Raw genomic sequence first — 22,204 nt, 5'->3', positions numbered from 1 at the left:
CCAGATTGTTAGAAGTTCGCAGGGCAACCCGTTGCTCGACCCTCTCCAGTGCGCGCGCAGGACGCACCCCGGCGGGCGACGGGTGCATCGCCTGCCGTGCTGATTTCTTCTTGGTTTCTTGCGCCGGCGCTCGTTCTTTGTCTTACTTGGCGCCGCCCGATTCGTAGAGGGCCCACGCCTCCTTGGCGCTGGCGCCGCGGTGGATCATGGCCATCAGCGCACTCACCACCGCCGAGGGATTGGCGTGCTGGTACACATTGCGCCCGTACACCATGCCGACGGCGCCCTGGTCGAGCAGTGCGCGCGAGCGCGCGAACACCTGCTGCAGGTCTTCGCGCCCGCCCCCGCGCACGAGCACGGGGCAGCGCGCCGCCTGCACCACGCGGTGGAAGTCGGCGGGGTCGCTGGTCGGGTCGGCCTTGACGATGTCGGCACCCATCTCGCGCGCAAGGCGCACCAGCGTGACGATCTTCTCGGCGTCGCCGTCGACCTGGTAGCGGCTGCCCGGCGTGGGCGACTGCATCACCAGCGGCTCGATCATCAGCGGCATGCCGTAGCGGTCGCAGTCGGCGCGCACGCGTGCGATGTTCTGCACGCACTGGCGGAACAGGTCGGGCTCGTTCGGCAGCATGAAGAGGTTGACCACCACGCAGGCCGCATCGCGCTGCACGGCCGGCAGCACCGGGTCATGCTCGTTCTGCAGCTGGGCCCACATCACGCGGTGCAGCGTGGCGTTGTAGGGGTTGCCCATGTCGATGCGCATCACCAGCGCGGGCTTGTTGCGGCCCGGCCGGTCCTGCAGCAGGTCGGATTGGCCGTAGTTGAGCTGGATCGCATCGGGCCCGGCGGCCAGGAGCTTGTCCATGACCTGGGGCATGTCCTCCAGGCCGTCGAGGAACGAGGGCTCGTTGCACACGCCGTGGTCCAGGGCAATGTCCAGGCAGCGGCCGTTGGTCAGCAGCCGGTTGAGCCGCGCTGTCTTGTCTTTCGACATGGAAAGAACTCCTTGTTGGGGTCGGAAAAAGAAGGGGAGGTCAGGCGAGGGCGCCCAGGTGGCGCTTTGCCGCGGCGTCGATCTGACGCAGGGCGTCGTCGCCCAGCTCGACCGCGCCGGCACCGGCGTTCTCGATGGCCTGCTGGCGCACGCGCGCGCCGCACAGCGCGACGGAGACGGTGCCGCGTGCGACGGTCCACGCGATCATCATCTGGCCGAACGAACAGCCCAGTTGCGTACGCAGCGGGTCGAGTTCTTCGAAGAAGGCCTTGAGCTTGGAGCGGTTGGCTTCACTGAAGCGCGGGTTGGTGGCGCGTTGGTCGTCACCCTTGAACTCGCGCGCCGGGTCGATCGGCCCCGCAAGCAGGCCCAGCGCCAGCGACGAATAGCCCAGCACCGCCACGTTGTGCTCGCTGCACAAGGGCGCGAGCGTGGCTTCGATCTCGCGGTCGATCAGGCTGTAGCGCTCCTGCGCCGCATCGACCGGGCCATGGCGCAGGTACTCGGCAAGCGTCTCGGGGCTCACGTTGCTCACGCCGATGGCGCGGATCTTTCCCTGCTTCTTGAGCTGGAGCAGCGCATCCATGGTCTCGGCCACGGGCGTGGTGCTGTCCTGCCAGTGCGTGATGTAGAGGTCGATGTAGTCCGTCTGCAGGCGCTTCAGGCTCTCTTCGCATTCATGGAAGATCGAATCGCGGCCGAGATAGCGGTACACCGGGTGCCCGTCTTCCTCGAAGAAGTGCGTGCCTTTTTGGGTGTGCCACACCAGGCCGCACTTGGTGGCGATCACGGCCTCGTGGCGGCGCCCCTTGAGCGCGGTGCCCGCGATGCTCTCGGAGCGCCCCAGGCCGTAGGCCGGTGCGGTGTCGATCAGATTCACGCCCGCGTCCAGCGAGGCCTGGATGGCGACGACGGCCGCCGCGTTGTCCCCGCCGCCCCACATCCATCCGCCCATGGCCCAGGTGCCCAGGCCGATGGCCGAGCATTCGATGCCCGACGGCCCCAGGGTGGTCTTCTTCATCTCGCTCTTCATCTGGTCTTCTTTCTCGTGTTCAACAGGTGGTCGATGGTCACGGCCGCGAGCAGGATCAGGCCCTTGATCACGTCCTGCCAGTAGGGCGACACATCCAGCAGGATCAGCGAGCTGGTCACCACCGACAGCAGCGCCAGGCCGAGCACCGCGCCCAGCACCGTGCCGGAGCCGCCCTTGAGGCTGGCCCCGCCGATCACCGCGGCGGCAATCACATTGAGCTCCATTCCAACGCCGAAGGTGGGCGTGGCCGCGCCGAAGCGCGCCGTGTAGATCACGCCCGCAAGGCCGGCCGAGGCGGCGCACAGCACCGTGACCCAGAACTTCACGCGGCCCACGCGAATGCCCGAATACAGCGCCGCCTTTTCGTTGCTGCCGGTGTAGAACACGCGCCGCAGCAAGGTGGAGCGGCGCAGCACGAAGTCGCTCACGACGACGATGGCAATGAAGATCAGGATGACCGCGGGAACGCCGAACAGCGTGCCCTGCCCGATGAACTTGAACTCGGCCGGCAGCGAGAACAGCGACTGTGGCGTGCCCTGCGTGAGCGCAAGGCAAAGCCCGCGCACGATCACCATGAAAGCCAGCGATGCAATGAAGTGGTTGAGCCCGATGCGCGTGACGCAGCCGCCGATCATCGCGCCGATGAGCCCGCTCGCGCCGATGGCCACCAGGCTCGCAATCCACGGGTCCACACCCATCAGGAAGAGCTTGCCCGTGACCACCATCGCAAAGCAGACCACCGAGCCCACCGAAAGATCGATTCCCCCGACGATCAGCAGGATGGTCATGCCGACCACCACGATGCCTTCGATGGAGAACGACAGCAGCATCGCGCGCACGTTCTCCCAGGTCAGGAAGTAGGGTGACGCAAAGCTCATCGCCACGCACAGCACCGCAATGATCAGCAGCAGGCCCATCTCGCGCATGCTGGTGAGCTTGTTGGTGGGTTTTGCGGGTCCGCCTCCTGACTGCCTGGGTGCGAGGCCCGCATCGAGTTGTGCCGGGTAGTTCATGCCATCTCCTGTTCGCAGAGTCCGGAGGCGAGCCGCAACAGGGCTTCCTCCGTCATTTCGTTGGAATTCAATTCGCCGGCCAGCCGTCCGTCGCGGATCACCAGCGCCCGGTCGCACAGGCCGATGATCTCGGGCAGCTCCGAAGAGATCACGATCACGCCCACGCCCTGGTTCGCGAGCTCGCGAAGGATGTGGTGGATCTCGGACTTCGCGCCCACGTCCACGCCGCGCGTGGGCTCGTCCATCAGCAGCACCGACGGGTTGGTGGCCAGCAGCTTGGCAATGGCCACCTTCTGCTGGTTGCCGCCCGACAGGCTCGACACCTCGATGGCCACGCCGTCCGACTTGAGATTGAGCTTGGCGCCGAGCTCGCGCGCCAGGCGGTGTTCGGCCGAGCGCTGCAGCAGGCCCCAGCCGGAGCTCACGCGCCGCAGCGCCATCGAAGAGATGTTCTGCGCAATCGGCAGGTCGAGGTACACGCCCGCCGCCTTGCGGTCTTCGCTGAGGTAGGCAATGCCTTCGCGCAGCGCGTCGCTGTACTTGCGGATGGCAAGCGCCTTGCCGTTCAGGCGAACCGTGCCTTGCGTGGCAGTGCGCAGGCCGCACAGCGTTTCGGCCAGTTCGCTGCGGCCGGCGCCCATCAGGCCTGCAATGCCGAGGATCTCGCCGCGCTTCAGCGCAAACGAAATGCCGTGCACGCGCTCGCCGTCGCCGATGTCGGCCACCTCCAGCACCGGGCCTGAGGGCTCGGCGCCGGCTTGCTTGGGCGGGTAGTAGTTGCCGAGCTCGCGGCCCACCATGCGGCGCACCAGCTCATCGGCCGTCAGTCCGGCCAGCGGGCCGCAATGCACGTTGCGCCCGTCGCGCAGCACCGTGACGCGGTCGCAGTGCGTGAATATTTCAGCCATGCGGTGGCTGATGTAGATGATGCCAATGCCCTGCGCCTTCAGGTCGTGCAGCACGCGAAAGAGCGCGGCGGATTCGTTGTCGGTGAGCGCGGCCGTGGGCTCGTCGAGGATCAGCACCTTGCAGTCCAGCGTGAGCGCCTTGGCAATCTCCACCAGCTGCTGGTTCGAAATGCTCAGTTCGCGCACGGGCGCGCTCGGGTCGATGTCTTGCCCGAGCCGCGCCAGCACTTCGGCGGCGCGCGCGTTCAGGCTGGCGTAGTTCATCCACGCCTGCTTGCCCGCGTTGATCTCGGGCATGAAGATGTTCTCGGCCACGGTGGCGTCGCCGCACAGCGCGATCTCCTGGTGCACCAGGCCGATGCCCAGGCGCATGGCGTGCGCCGGACCGTCGATGGCCACCTTCTCGCCGTTGAGAACGATGTCGCCTTCGTCGGGCCGGTGGATGCCGTCGATGATGTTCATCAGCGTCGACTTGCCCGCGCCGTTCTCGCCGCACAGGGCGTGGATCTCCCCCGCGCGCAGCGAGAAGTCCACGCCCGAGAGCGCGCGCGAAGCGCCGAAGCGCTTGCTGATGCCGCGCAGTTCGAGCAACTTGCTCACTCGCCGATTCCCTTGGTGCCGCGGCGCGCGAGGTACTTGTCCCAGTAGAAGTCGTCGGCGTTGGCCTTGCTGACCACCGAGAGCCCGTTGTCCAGGAACGGCACCGACATCGGATTGGTGCCGTTGCGCTTGGCGTCGTTCATGGGGTCGATGAGCGAAGGGTTCTTGGCCAGGAACAGCATCATCATGCCCATGTAGCCCTGCATGCCCTGGTTGGGGTTGATGGCGCCGAACACGTCGCCGGCCTTGATCATGTCGAGGATCTTGGCGTTCACGTCGCAGCACATCACGCGGATGTTCTTCTTCGATTCGATCTTGGCCTGCGCCGCACCCAACGCCGAGTTGGCTTCGGGCATGAACAGCGCACCCAGGTTCGGGTTGGCCTGCGCCAGGCTCAGCACCGCCTGGTAGGCCTTGCTCGGGTCCTGGTTGCTGGCGGCGCGGCCCACCAGCTTCATGCCGGCGTGCTTGGTCTTCATGCGGTTGATGAATGCCGCGATGCGGCGATCGTGGTTGTCCTGGCCGGGGTTCTCGAGCACCGCGTATTCGCCCTTGCCGCCCAGCGCCGCGGCAATCGCGTCGGCCGCCTGCGTGCCTTCGCGGTCGTTGTCAGAGGTGACGAACGATGCGCGCTTGGAGTTGGGCGAGTCGGCCGCGAAGGTCACGACCGGAATGCCCATGGCCACCGCCCGGTTGATCGGCTCGATGAACGGGTCCGGGTTCATCGGGTGCAGCAGGATGCCCGCGGGCTTGCGCGCCAGCTCCTGCTCGAACGAGGCCAGCTGCTTGTTCACGTCGTACTCGGGCGTGCCGGTGTAGCGCGTGCGCACACCGAGCGTGCGGCCGAGCTGCTTCATCATTTCGTAGACCGGAAACCAGTATTCGACGCCCGACACCATCACGTTCATCACGTAGACGTCGCTGGCATTGCCGCGCAAACCGGTGGCGGCGGCCGTGGGGGTGGACTGCGCAAATGCGCTGGTGCCGGCCAGGCCGATACCGGCGGCCGCAGCGGACTTCAGGAAATTTCGCCTCATCTTGTGTCTCCTCGCGTTGACTGGCAGAGCTTGCGACCTGCCTTTGCGAGCAGATCTTCGGGACCTCGTTGTCACGACGGTTGTTATGACAGGTAGAATGTAATCGCGGGTTGTTTGCCGCGATAACTAGGGGAAACGCTACTGGCGAGCCGCTTTTAACTCGCCGAAGCTGTTATGACATGAAGCCAAACATATTGATCGGCGTCGACATGGGCTCGAGCAGCCTGAAGGCGCTGGCCCTCGAAGCCGGAAGCGGCCGCGCCGTCGCCTTGTCCCGCATGCCCCTGCCGCACGACCGGCTGTCGGGAGGCGGCTGCGAGGTGGGCGCGTCCGCGATCCGCGCCGCGTTGACCCACGTGCTGCGCGATGTCGCCCAACAGCTCGGCCCTCGCACGGCTGAAGTCCGCGCCATGGCTTGCACCGGTCACGGCGCCGGCCTCTATGCGCTCGATGCCGACAACCAACTCGCGGGCGGCCGTGCCGTCGCCTCCACCGACCAGCGCGCCGATGCCCGGGCGCGCGCCTTGTCTGCACGCCACGGCGCCCAGCTGTTCGAGGACGTGGGCTGCAGCCCCTGGCCCGGGCAGCCCACGGTGATCGCCGCCGAGTTGCTGGGCACGGATGCCGTGCAGCGCGGCGAACTGCGCCGTTTGCTGTTCGCCAAGGATTACCTCGGCTTTCTGCTGACCGGCGAAATTGCCACCGACGCCAGCGATGCGAGCACGGCCGGCCTGGTGTCGCTCGCTACCGGCACCTGGTCGCAGGCGGCTTTCGACGCCTCGGGCCTTGCAGACCTGAGTCCGCGTGCCTTCGGCCCCATCGTGCCCAGCGGCAGCGTGATCGGAAAGTTATTGCCCTCCGAGGCCGCGCTGTGCGGATTGCCGGCGGGCATTCCGGTAGCCATGGGCGCCATCGACCTGCTCGCCTCGATGACGGCGATCTGCGCGGAAGAGCGCGGCCGCGCGGTGTCGGTGTTCGGCACCTGGTGCGTAAACGCGGTCATCGGGCCGGTGATGGCGCCCAAGCCCGCCGTCGCCGCCGTCGTCAACTTCGGCCGCAGCAAGGAGCGGCTCTACATGGAGAACAGCCCCTCCTCGATGGCCAACATCGCCTGGCTGGCCGGCGTGCTCGCGCTGCCCGATGCGCGCGCGGTGGTCGACCTGGCCATGACGGTACCGCTCGGCGCCAACGGCCTGCGCTTTCTGCCCTTCGTCAACGGAGGCGGTGGCGTGACCGCCGGCTTCGTGGGCCTCAAGAGCCACCACACGCGCGCCGACATGGCACGTGCCGTGGTCGATGCCGTGGCGGCGCTGCACGCGCGGCACACGGCGCGCCTGGCCGCGGGTGGCCTCGCGGCGGGCGAGACGACGGTGCTCGGCGGCGGCGCGGGCGATGCACGCCTCGTGCGCCTGCTCGCCGCTTTTCTTGGGCGCCCGGTCGAGCGCTGCGCCGACGACGAGACCGGCGCGCGCGGCGCCGCGCTCTACGCCGCCATGTCGCAAGGGCTCGACGACGCCGCGCGGGGCAGCCTCCTTCTCGCGCCCTGCGACGTGATCGAGCCCGATGCGCGGGATGCACGCGCCCATGCGGACTTCAACGCCGGTTTCAACGAATTGATCGACAGCATGTCACCTGTATTCACCCACATCGCGGGAAGCGCGAAATGAGCGCCTGGCAACTTCCCTTCGTGCGCCCGGCTTCGCTGGCGGGGCGGCATTTCTCTACCGTGATCGTGGGCGCCGGCATCAACGGCGTCGGCGTGTTCCGCGACCTTTCGCTGCAGCGCGTCGATTGCCTGATCGTCGACAAGGGCGACTTCGGCGCCGGCGCCAGCAGCGCGCCCTCGCGCATGATCCACGGCGGCCTGCGCTACCTGGAGAGCGGCAGCTTCTCATTGGTGGCCGAAGCCACGCGCGAACGCAATCTGCTGCTGCGCAATGCGCCGCACCTGGTGCGACCGCTCAAGACGGTGGTGCCGCTCGCCAACTTCTTCGGCGGCCTGATGAGCAGCGCGCTCAAGTTCTTCGGCCGCACGCCGCCGCAGCGCACGCGCGGCCTGTTGGCCGTGGCGCTCGGCCTGCGGCTTTATGACCTGCTGGGACGCCGCCAGCGCGTGATGCCGGGGCACCGCATCAGCCGCGTGCCGTCGGCCGACCGCGGCCTGTTCCGTGCGGCCATCCGCTGGACCGCGACTTTTTTCGATGCGTGGATCAGCCATCCCGAATGGCTCATTCTCGAACTGATCGGCGATGCCTGCCGCGACCAGCCACGCTCCGCCGCCGCGAACTATTGCCGCGTGATGGGCTGTGCGGGCAACATCCTCACGCTGCGCGACGAGACCACCGGCGTGCTGGTGCGCGTGACGGCCGACACCGTGGTGAATGCCACGGGCGCGTGGCTCGACCGCAGTGCGGCCGTGCTCGGCGGCGCCGGTCCGCGCGTGATGGGCACCAAGGGTTCGCACCTCGTGCTCGACCATCCTGCGCTGCGCGACGCGCTCGACGGCCGCATGGCTTATTTCGAGGCGGTCGACGGGCGGGTGTGCATCGTCTACCCGTTTCTGGACCGCGTGCTGGTGGGCTCCACCGACATCCCGGTGGAAGACCCGGACCAGATCGTCACCGAGCCGGCCGAGATCGACTACCTGATCGACGTGCTGCGCGAAGTCTTCCCGAACATGAATTTCGGCCGCGGCGACGTGGTCTACACCTACGTGGGCGTGCGGCCACTCGCGCGTTCCGATGCCGACAAGCCGGGCCAGATCTCGCGCGACCATTCGGTGGTGGTCGATCCGCCGAATGCGACGCGCGACATTGCCATCGTCGGCCTCGTCGGCGGCAAGTGGACCACCTTTCGCTCGCTGGCCGAGGAAGCCACCAACGAAGTGCTGCAGCAGCTCGGCCGCTCGCGTACCGCATCGACCGAGCTGCTGCCCATCGGTGGCGGCGCAGACCTGCCGGCCGATGCGGCCGCAACCGAGCGCTTCATCGAGAAGATGACGGCGGCCTCCGGCATGGGCCGCGCGCGCGCGCTGAACCTGCTCGGCCGCTATGGCTCGAAGGCGCTGCCGCTGGCGCAACGCCTCGCGGCCTCGGGCGATGTGCCGCTCGAGCATGCGCCGGACTATTCGGCCGCCGAGCTCTCCTACCTGTGCCTGGAAACCGGTGTGATTCATCTCGACGACCTCGTGATTCGCCGCACGCTGCTGGCCATTCGCGGCCTGGTGACCGATGCCGCGCTCGCCGAGATCGCGGGTGTTGCGGCCGAGGCGCTGGGTTGGGACGCGACTCATGCTCACAACGAGCTGTGTGCTTGCGCCACCGCGCTGCGCGAGCGGCACAACGTGCGCCTTCACGCGTTGGCTACGGGCGAGGAACCTTCTTTCGATGCATCATTGATGGCCAGTCCAGTTCTCGGCCAAGCTTAAAAAGTGAACAGTCCCAACGACATGTCGACCGTGCTCGACCGCAACTCCGAATCGCCGCTGTGGGCGCAGTTTCGCGACACCATTCGCCTGCAGATCCTGCAGGGCGTGCTGCCCATCGGCGCCAAGCTGCCCTCGGAGGCGGAGCTCGGCGAGCAGTTCGGCATTTCGCGCATCGTGGTGCGCGAGGCACTGGCCGACCTGGTGCGCAACAACCTCATCTACAAGATCAAGGGGCGCGGCGCCTTCGTGTCGGCGCGCGAGCGCGACGAAGATTTTGTTTCGACCGTGCTGGGCTTCTCCGACGAGATGGAGCGCAAGGGCCGCTCGGTGCGCACCCAGATTCTCATGCAGGAGCTGCGCGCGCCCACGGCGCAAGAGGCCGCGTCGCTGGGCCTGGCCGACGACACCCAGGTGGTCGCGCTCAAGCGCCTGCGCAGCGTGGACGGTGAACTGCGCCTGCTGGTCGAGACGGTGGTGCCGGCCGACCTGGCGCCTGGGCTGCACCGCGCACGCCTGGAAGACCGTTCGCTGTACGACGTGCTGCGCCGGCAATACGGCCTGCGGCTGGTGCGGGCCGAGCGCTGGATCGATGCGGTGCTGCCCGACGCCGAAACCTGCAAGCTGCTCGACCTGCCGCAGCCCGAGCCGCTGCTGCGCATCGAGTCGATCGCCTACGGCGCCAACGGACGGCCGCTGGAGCACTACCACGCGCTGCACCGCTGCAAGACCAGCCGGCTGCACGTGCAGACGACGACCTGAGCCGTCTCATCAGGTCTTGGCGGCGGCATTGCGCGAAGGCCAGAGCACCGAGGCAATGGCCACCATCATCAGCGCGACGGCGACCCAGTCCTGCCAGCGGACGACCTCGCCGAGCCACACCGCGCCGCTGAACACGCCGAGCACGGGGATGAACATCACGCTCAAAGTCGACGCGACCGGCGGCAGGCCGCGCGCCAGGTAGAACCACGCCGCGTGCGCAAAACCGAAGATCAGCACCGCGTTGTAGAGAATCGAACCCCAGGTCACGGGGCCGGGCCATCGCCACTGGCCCCGCTCGAACAGCAGCGAGAGCACCGTCATCACGACGGCGGTCATTGCCGTCATCCAGAACGACAGTGTGAGCGTCGGCAGTCCGATGCGCGTGTGCCGCAGCAGCTGCGTGCCCAGTGCCCAGGTGGCCGCAGCAACCAAGGCCAGTGCCACATAGCCGGGCCGCCCCGCGAGGTCGGTGAGTTCGTGCCACAGCAGCAATCCCACACCGATGGCGCAAGCGCCAACGCCGATCCACGAGCGCCGCGTGAGCACGGCCGAGAACAGCACCGCGCCAATGATGGCGGAGAAAACCGGCATCGTGTAGCCGAGGATGGCCGCGCGCCCACCCGACAGCGCCTTCACCGCGAGGATGATGCAGGCATGCCAGACGAACATGTTGGTCGCGCCCAGCCAGACCAGCTCGGGCCATGCGCTGCGCGGCACGCGGAACGGCACCTTCATGATCACCAGCGCAAGGCCCAGCACCGGCAGCCCGAGCCAGATGGAGATGGCTCGGAACGCGAGCGGCGGATAGTCCGCCACGCCGATTTTCATCACGGGCCAGTTGAGGCCCCATGCAAGGGTCAGGAGAACGAGCAGGACGAACTGGCGCGGCGTGAAGGAAGGCATGGGCCGCGATTGTGGCGCGGCTTGCGCATTCGTGCAGGAAGCCGGTGCGGCTACTACAGCAGGCGCTTGAGGTAACGCCCTGTGTGGCTGGCCTCATTGGCCGCAATGTCTTCCGGCGTGCCTTCGCCCACCACCGTGCCGCCACCGGCGCCGCCTTCGGGGCCCATGTCGATCAGCCAGTCGGCGGTCTTGATGACGTCGAGGTTGTGCTCGATCACGACGATGGTGTTGCCCGCGTCGCGCAGCTGGTGCAGCACCTTGAGCAGCAGCTCAATGTCGGCAAAGTGCAGGCCGGTGGTCGGCTCGTCGAGGATGTAGAGCGTGCGGCCGGTGTCGCGCTTGCTGAGTTCCAGCGCGAGCTTCACGCGCTGCGCCTCGCCGCCCGAGAGCGTGGTGGCCGACTGGCCGAGCTTGATGTAGGAAAGGCCCACGTCGAGCAGGGTGCGCAGCTTGCGCTCGATGGTCGGCACGGCCTTCAGGAATTCGTGCGCGGTCTCGACCGTCATCTCGAGGATCTGCGCGATGTTCCGGCCCTTGTACTGGACCTCGAGCGTCTCGCGGTTGTAGCGCTGGCCGTGGCAGACCTCGCAGGGCACGTACACGTCGGGCAGGAAGTGCATCTCGACCTTCACCACGCCGTCGCCCTGGCAGGCCTCGCAGCGCCCGCCCGCCACGTTGAAGCTGAAGCGGCCCGGGCCGTAGCCGCGTTCGCGCGCGGTGTTGGTCTCGGCCATCAGTTCGCGGATCGGCGTGAACAGGCCGGTGTAGGTGGCCGGGTTGCTGCGCGGCGTGCGGCCGATGGGCGACTGGTCGACGTTGATGACCTTGTCGAAATACTCGATGCCCTCGACCGCTTCATGCGCGGCCGGTTCTTCGTGCGCGCGGTAGAGCGTGCGCGCCACGGCGGTGTAGAGCGTGTCGTTCACCAGTGTCGACTTGCCCGAGCCCGAAACGCCCGTGACGCAGGTCAAGAGGCCCACCGGAAAGGCCACGCTCACGTTCTTCAGGTTGTTGCCGGTGGCGCCCACCACGCGGATTTCCTGCAGGGCGGTCTGCGAAGCGAGGTGCGCCGCTTCGCGCGCGGCGCGCCGTTCGGCCGCGGGGCTCGGCGGAAAGCGCGAGGCCTTCTTGCCTTCGTTGAAGGCGGGTTTCTTCACGACCGGCAGCCAGGCGGTGCGGCGTTTGGGTACTTCGATCTTCTTCGCGCCCGAAAGGTACTGGCCGGTGAGCGAATCGGGGTTGGCCGCCACCTGGGCATAGCTGCCCTGCGCCATCACGCGCCCGCCGTGCACGCCCGCGCCGGGGCCCATGTCGATCACGTGGTCGGCCGCGTGGATCATGTCCTCGTCGTGCTCGACCACGATCACGCTGTTGCCGATGTCGCGCAAGTGCTTCAGCGTGCCGATGAGGCGGTCGTTGTCGCGCTGGTGCAGGCCGATGCTGGGCTCGTCGAGCACGTACATCACGCCCGTGAGGCCGGAGCCGATTTGCGAAGCCAGGCGAATGCGCTGCGCCTCGCCGCCCGATAGCGTCTCGGCGCTGCGGTCCAGGCTCAGGTAGTTCAGGCCCACGTCGTTCAGGAACTTGAGGCGCAGGCCGATCTCGCGCACCACCTTGTCGGCGATGTCGGCCTTGGCGCCGCGCAGCTTCAGGTTCTGGAACCAGGCGAGCGAATCGCGCAGCGTAAGGTGGCTCAGTTCGAAGATCGCCATGCGCGGCGGTTCGCCGCCATCGGCCGGGCGATTGGCCTCGTCCACCAGAAATACGTTGCGCGCCTCGGGCCTGAGGCGCGAGCCGCCGCAGTCGGGGCAGGGCTGCAGGTTGCGAAAGCGCGCGAGGTCTTCGCGCACCATCACCGAATCGGTCTCGCGGTAGCGCCGCGTCATGTTCGGGATGATGCCCTCGAAGGGGTGCTTCTTCGTGAGCTTCTTGCCCGCGAAGTTGCCCGATTCCATGGTGTAGTTGAACTTGATCTCTTCGGCAGCCGAGCCGTGCAGCAGCACCTGCTGCACCGAGGCGGGCAAGGATTCGAAGGGCGCGTCGACGTCGAACTTGTAGTGCTTCGCGACGCTCTCGATCATGCTGAAGTAGTAGCTGTTGCGGCGGTCCCAACCCTTGATGGCGCCACTGGCCAGCGAGAGCGACGGAAACGCCACCACGCGTGCCGGGTCGAACACCTCGCGATGGCCGAGGCCGTCGCAGCTCGGACAGGCGCCCACGGGCGAGTTGAACGAGAAGAGGCGCGGCTCCAGCTCCGACAGCGAGTAGTGGCAGATCGGGCAGGCGAACTTGGCGTTGAACAGATGCTCCTTGTCGGGCGCTCCCTCGGTGCCCAGCTCCAGCGCAATGGCGCGGCCTTCGGCCAACCGCAGCGCAGCCTCGAAGCTCTCGGCCAGGCGCTGCTGCATGTCGGGGCGCGCGCGCAGGCGGTCGATGACCACGTCGATGTCGTGCTTCTCGGTTTTCTTGAGCTTGGGCAGGTCGTTGTATTCGTAGGTCTGCCCGTCGACGCGGAAGCGCACGTAGCCCGCGGCCTGCATCTCGGCAAAGAGCTCGAGGAACTCGCCTTTCTTCTCGCGCGCCACCGGCGCCAGGATCATCAGGCGCGGCTCGTTGGGAATGGCAAGCGTGGCATCGACCATTTGCGACACCGTTTGCGCCTGCAGCGGCAGGTGGTGCTCGGGGCAGTAGGGCGTGCCGGCGCGCGCATAAAGCAGGCGCAGGTAGTCGTGGATCTCGGTCACCGTGCCCACGGTGGAGCGCGGGTTGTGGCTGGTGGCCTTCTGCTCGATGCTGATGGCGGGCGACAGGCCCTCGATCACGTCGACGTCGGGCTTGTCCATGAGCTGCAGAAACTGCCGCGCATAGGCCGAGAGGCTCTCGACGTAGCGCCGCTGCCCTTCGGCATACAGCGTGTCGAAAGCCAGGCTCGACTTGCCCGAGCCCGACAGGCCGGTGATCACCACCAGCTTGTTGCGCGGAATGTCGAGGTCGACGTTCTTCAGGTTGTGGGTGCGCGCACCACGGATGCTGATGCGCTGCTGCGCAAGCACGGCGCCGAGGTAGGTGTCGCGTTCGAGTTGCGCGTCGCGTGCGCTCTCCTCGTTGGCGGCGATGTCTTCAATGGCTTTGGAATTCAAGGGGGCGATCGTCCGAGGGCAACCGGACATGATAGTCCGAGCGGCATTTCATGGCGAGGGGGCGGGTTGAGGCCGGTTTCATGAGGCGCTCCTCGGCCGGTGCTTTCGGAGCGCCAGGCGGCGGCACCCGGGCGGCCGCCATCGGGCACAATGTCGGGTTCCACTTTTTCCTTCTCCTCCATCTACTTATCAGGGGCAGTGCATATGGCATCGGTCAATAAAGTCATCGTCGTCGGCAACCTGGGGCGCGACCCCGAAATGCGTACCTTCCCGAGCGGCGACCAGGTCGCGAACGTTACCGTGGCGACCACCGATCGCTGGAAAGACAAGCAAAGCGGCGAAATGCGCGAAGCCACCGAGTGGCACCGCATCGTTTTCAACGGCCGCCTGGCCGAAATTGCCGGCCAATACCTGCGCAAGGGCTCGCAGGTGTATGTCGAAGGCAGCCTGCGCACGCGCAAGTGGACCGACAAGGACGGCATCGAAAAATACACCACCGAAATCCGCGCCGACCAGATGCAGATGCTGGGCAGCCGCCAAGGCCAGGGCGGCCCATCGGGCGGTCCCGAAGATGACGGCGGCTATTCGCAGGGTGGCGGCGGAGGCGGCTACTCGCAAGGCGGTGGTGGCGGTGGTGGCGGTGGCAGCGGCGGCGGTTACGCCCCCCGTGCACCCGCCGCGGCACCGCGTGCTCCTGCGGCGGCGCCGCGCCAGGCTCCGGCCAAGTCTTCGTCGGGCTTCGACGACATGGACGACGACATTCCGTTCTGAAATCGCTTCACCGGAATTCGCCGATCGAAAGCCTGCAGTTCATCGCTGCGGGCTTTTTTTCTGACTTGCGGTCAGTAGGTGACCGTCACCCGCATCGCATTGCTGCCGTCGCCGGCCGGCGCGGCGGCTTGCGAGGGGGCGGAGCCCGAGGTCGCCGCCATTGCACCGATGACGCCCTGCCAGGCGGAAGCGAGGCTGTCGCGGCCGTCCGCATCGTTTCCGGCCACCATGAGCGTCGTTTCGCCGATCTTGTCGAACCGGTACTCGCGGCCCTTGATGACCACCGACTTCATGTTGGTCCACACGCGGTATTCATGCCCGCCCTTGACCGGTGTGACCTCGAGCACCTTGAAGGTCGGCAGAACGACCATCGAGATCGTGAAGCGGGCCGTGGAACTGTTCATGCCGTGCGTCGGCTCCGCGGAACTGAGCCGCAGCGGCAGCAAGAGCAGCAGCATGCCGGCGGCAGCCAACGGTGGCGCTATTCGCGTCGGGCGCAGGGCAGTTGCACCTGCAGCGGACATGTTTCCGGACATTGGAACTCCTCCTCTTGTCGCAACCGGGTGGAGGGCATCGCATTGATGCCCCGTCCTGGTTTATCGGCAGAGTCGCGGGAAAATGAAGGCCGTCCGCGCCATTCTTTGCCCATAACCTGCCAACGGCTAGCAGGTTTTTCCGCACCGGCTTGCTTGCCGGCGGAGTTCAGTAGGTCACGCTGACCGTCACCACGTCGCGGTAGCTGTCCGGCCGCACGTTGGCGCTGGTGCCGAGAACGCGGCCATACAAGGTCAGCGCCTGGGCGGCTCCATTGCCGGTGCCCGTAGCGACGTTGCCGCCCGTGCCCGTGACGCTGCCCCAGATGGCGGTGCGCGCGGCGTTGCGGTAGAGCCGGTAGGGCACCGTGTCGGCGTTGCCGGGTACGCCGCCTGTCGGCGTCATCGTTCCTGCGCCGGTTGTCGAGCCGTTCGAAGGCGTCAGCGCAACCGTGTACGGGGTGGGCGTGGTGCAGGTGACGTTGATCGTGCTGGTCTGGTCCCTGTCGGCCTGGCCTGGCAGGCCGTTGACGGTGCCGAAGTTCAGCGGATCGGCGGTGACCAGGCAGCTCTTGGCGACGGTTGCGGTGACCAGGAAGGCGAACCTGCCCGGCTGTATGGTGTCGCAGGTCGTCGGCATGGCGGAAGTGCTCCTCGACAGCGTGATCGAGGTGTGGTCACCGACGAAGTTGTCCTGGTACGAGCCTGGAGGCACCGCGCCCTGCAGCGGGAGCAGTTCTCCGCGCATGGTGGTGCTTCCGGTCACGCGTCCGAGGGCACCGCCTCCAGCCGCCCGGCGAGGAATGCTCATCGTGACGGAGAATGGGTTCGGCACCGCCGCGTTGCCGTTCGAACCCCAGATCGTGCCACTCGTTGCCTGGTACAGCTGGAATCTCAATTGATTGCCGGCCGTGTTCTCCATGACGCGCGGATTGAAGTTTCCGAGGCCTTCGTTGCCGTCGCCGATGTTGAAGCAGACCCTGGCATTTTCCGCAGCGTTGCCGTCGTTGGTGCAGGTGTAGTTCAGCGTGGCTGTGACAGGCGCCGGCGTGCCGCCGTTGACCAGCTCGACCGTGCCGAAGGCCAGGTTCGTCATTGTCGCGGTGCAGCTGACCGCCGCCTGCGCGGGGGCTGCCGGCAGCCACCAGAGCAGCGCAAAGAGCAGGGGCAGGCCGAGGGCCTGCAAAGAGCGGGTCAGAAGGCTCATGGCGTCTTGGTCTCCTTGGCGCAGCGCAGCGGGCCGATCTGCGGAATTCCCGAGGCTTCCTTGCGATAGTCGAAGCTCGCGCGGCAGCGGCCCGAAGGCGTCTGTACGTCGAGCGTGTTCCGGGGCTGGAGCGATTCGAGGTACACCGCGCCGTCGAAGCCGACCAGGGCGGGCTCGCCGCCTTGGGCGTTGGCTCGCACGCGGCTGCCCAGCGGCAGGGGCTTGCCCGCCTCGTCCACCAGGATCAGCGCGGCCGCGCTGACCGGCGTGATGCCGAAGCGCACCAGCGTGCCGGCGCGGTCGCTCGGCGTGGCAATGGTCTTCACGCGTTCGATCCTCACGTCGGCGGGCAATTGCATGGGGTCGATGGAAAGCTGGTTGTTCTGATAGGCGCTGAGCGGGGCCACCAGCAACATGCCGTTGCCGTCGGTGGCGCCGATGTCCCGGTTCTCCAGCCTTACCGGCACGCCGGCGATGCCATCGGTGGAGACCACCGCGAACGCGTCGTCGATGCGGCGGGCCGCGAACGGCTGGCCGCCCATGAACACGACCGAACCGGTGGCGCCGGCATAGGCAAAGCGGCTGTCGCCGAGCACGCTGATGCCGGCCATGGCGCGGCCGTAGCGGCCCAGGTAGTCGATCTCGGCCTGTCCGCCGTTCTGGCCTCCACCTTGGCGCAGGCCGGCGCGCCAGCCGATGCCGCCATCGCCCGGCGTGGAGCTCTGCGCGTCGACGGTGTAGATGTTGCGGTCGTGCTCGCGCTGGAGGCCGGCGCTGGCCGTGACGTTGCCGTCCAGCGCCCAGGTGAACCCGACGAAGAGGCTGCGCTCGCGGCGGTCATCCAGGTTCTGGTTCAGGCTGACGTTCACCGAGGCATTGCGGCCCACGGCCCTGAACCAATAGACGCTTGCCAGGCGCGTTGCCTGCTGCGCGGGATAGCGCAGGTAAAGGTAGCTGAGGCCGAAGCTGCCGAAGCTGCCCGTGGTGTAGCCGATGGAGGCGCGGCCCGAACCGCGCGGCGGCGGGCCGCCGTAGAGGGATGCAACGTCGCGGTATTCGCCGCGCGTGCGCGTGCCTTCGACGGCAAAGTTGAATTGGTTGTCGCGCCAGCTGTAGCCCAGGTTCATCAGGGAACCCTGCTCTCCGCCGTAGCTGCTGTGCGCCACGGCGCCTGCCACCACGCCGCTTTGGCCGAGCAGCCATGCGCCGCCGACGCCGCCCTTGACCAAGCCTCGAGTCGCCTCGCCATGCGCCTCCAGCGTGAAGCTGTTGCTCACACCGTAGCGCCAGGTGCCGCTGGCCGCGGCATCGCTGCCGTAGTCGAAGGAGCGCAGGCCGTAGCTCTTGCGCACCATGCCGAGGTCGACGGACCAGTCGGAAAGGCCCGCCTGCAGCAGCCGCTGCGTGTCGTACAGCGAAAAATCGAGCGTGGTGGCGCGGCCGAAGGCGTCGGTGAGCACCACCTGGGCGTTGCCGGCACCGTTGATGCTCGGCACGGTCTTGAGCTGGAAAGGCCCGGCCGGCACCTGGCCCGAATATTGGCGCAGGCCGTTGATGTACAGCTCCACCTGCGATGGCAGCGTGGCCGACCCCAGGAACGCCGGCAGCGGCGTGGTGGTGCGATACGGCTGCAGCGCAAAGTTGCGCGAAAGCTGGATGCCGCCGATACGGGTAGAGCGCGACCACGGCAGCGAAGCCGTGGTGGTGTCGCCCACGCGAAGCGTCAGCATTTCATCGGGGAACGACTTGCTCCAGGTGGTGTCGAGCCGGACGGAGTCGTGCTGCCATCCTTCTCCCGGAAGGCGCGCCGCCCGGGACATCAGCGTGTTGCTGAACACGGCGCTGCCGCTGAACGCGCGCAGTTCGGTCAGCGCATTGAAGCTGGACGTATTGCCCCGGCCCTGGGTGCCGTAAAGGTCGTAGTTGAGCAGCAGGCCGGGCGCCGCATTGGCCTTCGATGCAACGATGCTCGACGTGTCGACCACGGTCGTGGGCAGGCGCAGCACATCGGCCGCGGCAACGATCGCCAGACGCTGGCCCGCAGCATCGTAGTCGACCTGTACGCCCGGAAGGCTCTTGAGCGGCACGGGGTCGGATACGCCTGGCGGCAGCACGAAGCCCAGTTGCCGCAGCGTGGCGGCGGCGGCCCAGAGTTCGTTTCCGCGCAGGCCGAAATGAACCAGTCCCTGGGGATTGCCGTTGAGGCTCAGTTCCAGATAGAGGTCGCCGCCGCCGGTTCCGGCGAGGTTTTCTTCCGCGGACGCGGCCACCAGCGAGCTGGACACGGCTGCAACGTTCTGGGCCTGAGCGGCCAAGGACGTCAGACCGGAAAGAAGCAACAGTGGCAGCAGGCGCTTAGCGGACGCGTGGGAGCGGCGGGATGTTTTCCTGCGTCGCGTTGCCATTGATCTTCGTTTCCAGAACGCCCCCGAGAGCGAATGTTTCTGTGGATGTCTTCAGCGGCCAGCGCATGCGCGCACCGGGCAAGACATAGCCCATCAGTCCGGCATGCACCGGAGTGCGGCGGCCGACGGTATCGACAAAATCCAGATCGGCCAGCTGGGCATGCATGCCGCCTTTGTTGGCGACTTCGAGCACGGCCTGGCCGTCTTCCCTGCGGAGGGACCATGTGAGCTGGGGTGCAGGCGACTGCGCGCCCGCGGCCGCGATGAAGATGGGCACCGAATAGCGCAGCACCAGCTGCAGGCCCTTCTTTTCCTTCATCTCGACCGGCAGCTCATCGATGATGACCCGGTACGAGCCTTCGACCGGACCGGCGGGAACGCCGGTGCGGATGACGCGGATCAGTTGCCGCGCGGACGCGTCAAGCTGCACCATCGGCGGACTTACGAGAAGTTCGCGCGACGGTGTCAGCTTTTCGGCGCCGTCTTCCTGCGTCCACTGATAGACACGTACCTGGGCGTGCACCACCGTGTCGCCGGTGTTGCTGAGCCAGAGGCCGTCGGCGTTTTGCGAGGCCTGGAGCGTCAGCGTGACCGGCGAAACCTGCAGTCCGCTCGCCGAGGCGAACGCGTGCGCCAAGGCGAGCGCGAGGGCGGCGGTGTAACGGAGCAAGTGGTGCACGGGCAGTCGATCAGTAGTTGACCTGGACGGTCACGGTGTCGGCGTAGTTGCCAGGAGTCACATTGGCGTTGGCGACCGTGGCGAACACCGGGATCACCTGCGCGACGCCAGTGCCGGTGCCGGCCACGCCGTTGCCCACTGCGGTGGGGGTGGCGGTGTTGCCCCAGACCGGGCCCGTGGCGCTCACCGAGCGGAGCTGGTAAGCAACGGTGTCCGAGCCGCCGGAGACGGAGGTCATCGCGCCGGCGCCCACGGTGCTGGTGTTCGAAGGCAGCAGGCCAACGTTGTAGGGCGTCGTCTTGGAACACGTCACGCTGATGTTGCTGGAAGCAACCAGACCGGTTGCAGACGAGTTGACCGTGCCGAAGTCGATGTTGGAGGCGTTACCCGCGGTAACCGAGCAGGCCTTGGCCACGTTGATCAGAACCTGAAACGTGCCGCTTGAGGTTGCAGCCATCGCAGCGCTGGTGGCCGTGATTGCAAGGACGGAGACGAGGAGAAGAGAGGATTTTTTCATGAGAGATGCCAACAGTTGTTAAGAAAACGACGGGAGATCAGGTGCGGATGGTGCCAACGATCGTCGCAGCTGGATAGTAGAATAGTTCACACAATTGCACATTTTGTTGCAATGAAATCGAAGCCAGTAACATTTTTATTTACATGTAGCTGGCGGATTCCCACAGAGAATGTGATCTGAAAACGTAACAGCAGTCTCAAACAAAGACAAAATGTTGCGAATACGACTCTGAGGAACCGGACCGTGCAGGCCACGTGCAAATGAGTTCCCCGTTCGCGCGCCGGCTGCATGAGTGCCTGCTGGCGCACCTCTCCAGATACCATTTCGCATCGTTCTGGGCGAACGCTGTGCTCGTCGTTTCCATGGCGCTGCTGGTGGCCATGGCGGCCTACTTCAGCGCGACCGACGCCGGGCATGAATCGACAGTCCTGCACATGGTGCGGGCCGACTGGCAGGAGGAGGATGCGGCCGCGCCGCGCTTTGGTCCGGTGCCACTCGCCGTGGACAGCAAGGCGCTTCGGCCCACCTGGCAACGCGTCGAACTGCCTCGCGCGCTCCCCGCCGCCTTGCTGCGTCAGGCCGACGGCAGCGCATCCACAGGCGCAACCCGCATCACCTGGCTGCGGCTTTCAGCGCGCGAACTGCCCGCCACGTCGGCGCCGCTTGCGCTGTATGGCGCGCGCATCAAGACGGACGGCCCCATTGCGGTGTATGCCAACGGACGGCTGGCCTACCGCGCGCAAGTGCAAGGCCTGCTGTGGAACAGCACTCGCACGCCGATGTGGGTGCTGCTGGGCAAGGCCCCCGACGGCGAGCCGCTGGACGAGATCCTGCTTCGGATCGAGCACACGCGAACCGTGCAGGTGGCGGTTTCGTCGCTGTGGCTCGGCCCCGTCGAGGCGCTGGAAGTGCGCCATCGCATGCGGCAGTGGCTCCAGCAGGACCTGCCGGCCATGCTCAGCGCCGCCTTCGTGGCGGTGGGCGTGTTCGCCCTGTTCGTGTGGTTCAGGCGCAGCCATGAAGTCGGCTACCTGCTCTTCTTCAACCTCGCGATCACCTCGTTCCTGCGGAGCCTGCATTTCTACGTGGCGGTCCCGATTGCCAACGACTGGTTCGCCTGGCTGACCGTCAACTCGCTGTTCTGGCTGGTGGCGGTGGTGCACTTTGCCTTGCGCCAGCTGCACGGCCGGCCGCTCAGGTGGCTGACCTTTGCGGTGGTCGCCTGGACGGTGCTGATCGGCGTGCTGACGCTGCCGGGCCCCGCCATATTGAGCAACACCCCGCAAGTCACGCCGTTGATCTACATCGGGGCCGCATTGATGGGCGTGGCCGTGGCGCTGGTGGGGGGCATCAGCGCCTGGAAGCGCTCCAGCGAAGGGCGGCTGGTAGCGGTCGGCATCGGCGCCTGCGTGCTGCTGGGCGTGTCCGACTGGCTGCTGCAGAACAACTTCGTCAGCCCCGAGGGTTGGTACCTCGGCGCGTACACCAATGCAGTGACGTTCAGCGTGTTCGGAGTGCTGATGTACCGGCGCTACGTCAACGCCATTGCCGAGGTGGAGCGGGTCAACGCCGGCTTGGCCGAGCGCCTGCGGGCGCGCGAAGCCGAGCTGGAACGCAGCCACCAGCGGCTGCGCGAAGTCGAGAAGCTGCAGACCATCAGCGACGAGCGCCAGCGCCTGATGCAGGACATGCACGACGGCTTGGGCTCGTCGCTGATCAGCGCCATTCGCTCGGTGGAGAGCGGCGGCATGAGCGACGACAAGGTGTCGCAGGTACTCAAGAGCTGCCTGGACGACCTGAAGCTGACCATCGACTCGATGGAGCCGCTCGAGGACGACCTGCTGCTGTTGCTGGCCACGCTGCGCTACCGGCTGGGCCCCCGGCTCGAGAGCTCGGGTGTCGCCCTGCAGTGGAACGTGCAGGAGCTTCCCGCGCTGGAATGGCTCGATCCGACCAGCGCGCTGCACATATTGCGCATCGTGCAGGAGAGCATTGCCAACATCCTGCGCCACACCCGCGCCACCGAGATCCGCGTGGCCACCGCGGCGGATGCTTCAGGCGTGCAAGTGACGATCGAGGACAACGGGCAGGGCTTCGATGTCGAAAAGGCAATGCGCGAGGCCGGGGGGCGCGGCATGCAGAACCAGCAGCGCCGGGCCCAGGTGGTGGGAGGCGCCGTCTCCTGGCGCTCGGGGGCGCAGGGCACGCTTTTCAGTCTGTGGTTGCCGCTCAAGCGCGGCGGGCAGCCGGCTGGCGCAAATTCCGCGGCCCCGCTCGG

General features: G+C 66.9%; 17 protein-coding genes. 5 read left to right on the top strand and 12 right to left on the bottom strand.

The genetic code is table 11. From position 1 onward, the window contains the following. Positions 1-142: 142 nt before the first annotated feature. Genes EJI00_RS12100 through EJI00_RS12080 form a run of 5 tightly spaced genes read right to left on the bottom strand, consistent with a single transcriptional unit; the run spans position 143 to position 5,585 of the window. Positions 143-994, bottom strand: coding sequence for a class I fructose-bisphosphate aldolase (locus EJI00_RS12100; protein WP_126747758.1), 852 nt, complete (start codon positions 992-994; stop codon positions 143-145). A 40-nt stretch (positions 995-1,034) separates the two neighbouring features. Then, the gene (locus EJI00_RS12095) at positions 1,035-2,015 is read right to left on the bottom strand and encodes an aldo/keto reductase (protein WP_185868120.1); all 981 of its coding nucleotides are present in this window, start codon (positions 2,013-2,015) and stop codon (positions 1,035-1,037) included. 8 nt (positions 2,016-2,023) lie between these two features. After that, complete coding sequence (locus tag EJI00_RS12090; protein WP_126747756.1) at positions 2,024-3,040, bottom strand: ABC transporter permease; 1,017 nt, start codon at positions 3,038-3,040, stop codon at positions 2,024-2,026. Next, complete coding sequence (locus tag EJI00_RS12085) at positions 3,037-4,548, bottom strand: sugar ABC transporter ATP-binding protein (protein ID WP_126747755.1); 1,512 nt, start codon at positions 4,546-4,548, stop codon at positions 3,037-3,039. Before EJI00_RS12085 ends, EJI00_RS12090 begins: the two co-directional genes overlap by 4 nt. After that, on the bottom strand, positions 4,545-5,585 hold the full coding sequence (locus tag EJI00_RS12080) for a substrate-binding domain-containing protein (RefSeq protein WP_126747754.1): 1,041 nt from the start codon (positions 5,583-5,585) through the stop codon (positions 4,545-4,547). Before EJI00_RS12080 ends, EJI00_RS12085 begins: the two co-directional genes overlap by 4 nt. 179 nt (positions 5,586-5,764) lie before the next feature. On the opposite strand from EJI00_RS12080, the gene EJI00_RS12075 reads away from it, so the two are divergent. Genes EJI00_RS12075 through EJI00_RS12065 form a run of 3 tightly spaced genes read left to right on the top strand, consistent with a single transcriptional unit; the run spans position 5,765 to position 9,771 of the window. Continuing rightward, entirely contained in the window at positions 5,765-7,252 is a 1,488-nt protein-coding gene (locus EJI00_RS12075; RefSeq protein WP_126747753.1) for an FGGY family carbohydrate kinase, read from the top strand. Continuing rightward, positions 7,249-9,012, top strand: coding sequence for a glycerol-3-phosphate dehydrogenase/oxidase (locus EJI00_RS12070; protein WP_126747752.1), 1,764 nt, complete (start codon positions 7,249-7,251; stop codon positions 9,010-9,012). Before EJI00_RS12075 ends, EJI00_RS12070 begins: the two co-directional genes overlap by 4 nt. 21 nt (positions 9,013-9,033) lie before the next feature. After that, a complete protein-coding gene (locus EJI00_RS12065) occupies positions 9,034-9,771 on the top strand; it encodes a GntR family transcriptional regulator (protein ID WP_409514016.1) in 738 nt (245 codons plus the stop codon). Between the two features lie 9 nt (positions 9,772-9,780). On the opposite strand, the gene EJI00_RS12060 is transcribed toward EJI00_RS12065, so the two are convergent. Together EJI00_RS12060 and uvrA are read right to left on the bottom strand one after the other, a co-directional pair. Next, positions 9,781-10,674 (bottom strand): DMT family transporter, encoded by an 894-nt coding sequence (locus EJI00_RS12060; RefSeq protein ID WP_126747750.1) that lies wholly within the window; start codon positions 10,672-10,674, stop codon positions 9,781-9,783. A 53-nt stretch (positions 10,675-10,727) separates the two neighbouring features. Further along, positions 10,728-13,844, bottom strand: a complete 3,117-nt coding sequence (gene uvrA / locus EJI00_RS12055; protein ID WP_126747749.1) for an excinuclease ABC subunit UvrA — start codon at positions 13,842-13,844, stop codon at positions 10,728-10,730. A 174-nt stretch (positions 13,845-14,018) separates the two neighbouring features. Here uvrA and ssb point away from each other — a divergent pair, with 174 nt between their 5' ends. Beyond that, positions 14,019-14,585 (top strand): single-stranded DNA-binding protein, encoded by a 567-nt coding sequence (gene ssb, locus EJI00_RS12050; protein WP_126747748.1) that lies wholly within the window; start codon positions 14,019-14,021, stop codon positions 14,583-14,585. A 71-nt stretch (positions 14,586-14,656) separates the two neighbouring features. On the opposite strand, the gene EJI00_RS12045 is transcribed toward ssb, so the two are convergent. From EJI00_RS12045 to EJI00_RS12025, 5 genes are all read right to left on the bottom strand, one after another. Then, on the bottom strand, positions 14,657-15,121 hold the full coding sequence (locus tag EJI00_RS12045) for a hypothetical protein (protein WP_126747747.1): 465 nt from the start codon (positions 15,119-15,121) through the stop codon (positions 14,657-14,659). Positions 15,122-15,287: 166 nt separating this feature from the next. After that, entirely contained in the window at positions 15,288-16,325 is a 1,038-nt protein-coding gene (locus tag EJI00_RS12040; protein ID WP_126747746.1) for a spore coat protein U domain-containing protein, read from the bottom strand. Continuing rightward, a complete protein-coding gene (locus tag EJI00_RS12035) occupies positions 16,322-18,610 on the bottom strand; it encodes a fimbria/pilus outer membrane usher protein (protein WP_260590702.1) in 2,289 nt (762 codons plus the stop codon). Before EJI00_RS12035 ends, EJI00_RS12040 begins: the two co-directional genes overlap by 4 nt. A 70-nt stretch (positions 18,611-18,680) precedes the next feature. Continuing rightward, on the bottom strand, positions 18,681-19,409 hold the full coding sequence (locus EJI00_RS12030; RefSeq protein ID WP_126747744.1) for a molecular chaperone: 729 nt from the start codon (positions 19,407-19,409) through the stop codon (positions 18,681-18,683). Between the two features lie 10 nt (positions 19,410-19,419). Further along, entirely contained in the window at positions 19,420-19,866 is a 447-nt protein-coding gene (locus EJI00_RS12025) for a spore coat U domain-containing protein (protein WP_260590701.1), read from the bottom strand. 422 nt (positions 19,867-20,288) lie between these two features. On the opposite strand from EJI00_RS12025, the gene EJI00_RS12020 reads away from it, so the two are divergent. Further along, on the top strand, positions 20,289-22,204 hold a 1,916-nt coding region (locus EJI00_RS12020), incomplete at its 3' end, for an ATP-binding protein (protein WP_185868124.1).

The organism is Variovorax sp. DXTD-1 (assembly GCF_003984625.1).
Classification (GTDB): Bacteria; Pseudomonadota; Gammaproteobacteria; order Burkholderiales; family Burkholderiaceae_C; genus Variovorax.
This window is presented reverse-complemented; position numbering and strand designations above follow the sequence as displayed.

Excerpts from the sequence above, each read along its gene's own strand:
- EJI00_RS12100 (WP_126747758.1), bottom strand. The coding sequence starts at position 994 with ATGTCGAAAGACAAGACAGCGCGGCTCAACCGGCTGCTGACCAACGGC.
- EJI00_RS12095 (WP_185868120.1), bottom strand. The coding sequence starts at position 2,015 with ATGAAGAAGACCACCCTGGGGCCGTCGGGCATCGAATGCTCGGCCATC.
- EJI00_RS12090 (WP_126747756.1), bottom strand. The coding sequence starts at position 3,040 with ATGAACTACCCGGCACAACTCGATGCGGGCCTCGCACCCAGGCAGTCA.
- EJI00_RS12080 (WP_126747754.1), bottom strand. The coding sequence starts at position 5,585 with ATGAGGCGAAATTTCCTGAAGTCCGCTGCGGCCGCCGGTATCGGCCTG.
- EJI00_RS12075 (WP_126747753.1), top strand. The coding sequence starts at position 5,765 with ATGAAGCCAAACATATTGATCGGCGTCGACATGGGCTCGAGCAGCCTG.
- EJI00_RS12070 (WP_126747752.1), top strand. The coding sequence starts at position 7,249 with ATGAGCGCCTGGCAACTTCCCTTCGTGCGCCCGGCTTCGCTGGCGGGG.
- EJI00_RS12065 (WP_409514016.1), top strand. The coding sequence starts at position 9,034 with ATGTCGACCGTGCTCGACCGCAACTCCGAATCGCCGCTGTGGGCGCAG.
- EJI00_RS12060 (WP_126747750.1), bottom strand. The coding sequence starts at position 10,674 with ATGCCTTCCTTCACGCCGCGCCAGTTCGTCCTGCTCGTTCTCCTGACC.
- uvrA (WP_126747749.1), bottom strand. The coding sequence starts at position 13,844 with ATGTCCGGTTGCCCTCGGACGATCGCCCCCTTGAATTCCAAAGCCATT.
- ssb (WP_126747748.1), top strand. The coding sequence starts at position 14,019 with ATGGCATCGGTCAATAAAGTCATCGTCGTCGGCAACCTGGGGCGCGAC.
- EJI00_RS12045 (WP_126747747.1), bottom strand. The coding sequence starts at position 15,121 with ATGTCCGGAAACATGTCCGCTGCAGGTGCAACTGCCCTGCGCCCGACG.
- EJI00_RS12040 (WP_126747746.1), bottom strand. The coding sequence starts at position 16,325 with ATGAGCCTTCTGACCCGCTCTTTGCAGGCCCTCGGCCTGCCCCTGCTC.
- EJI00_RS12025 (WP_260590701.1), bottom strand. The coding sequence starts at position 19,866 with ATGGCTGCAACCTCAAGCGGCACGTTTCAGGTTCTGATCAACGTGGCC.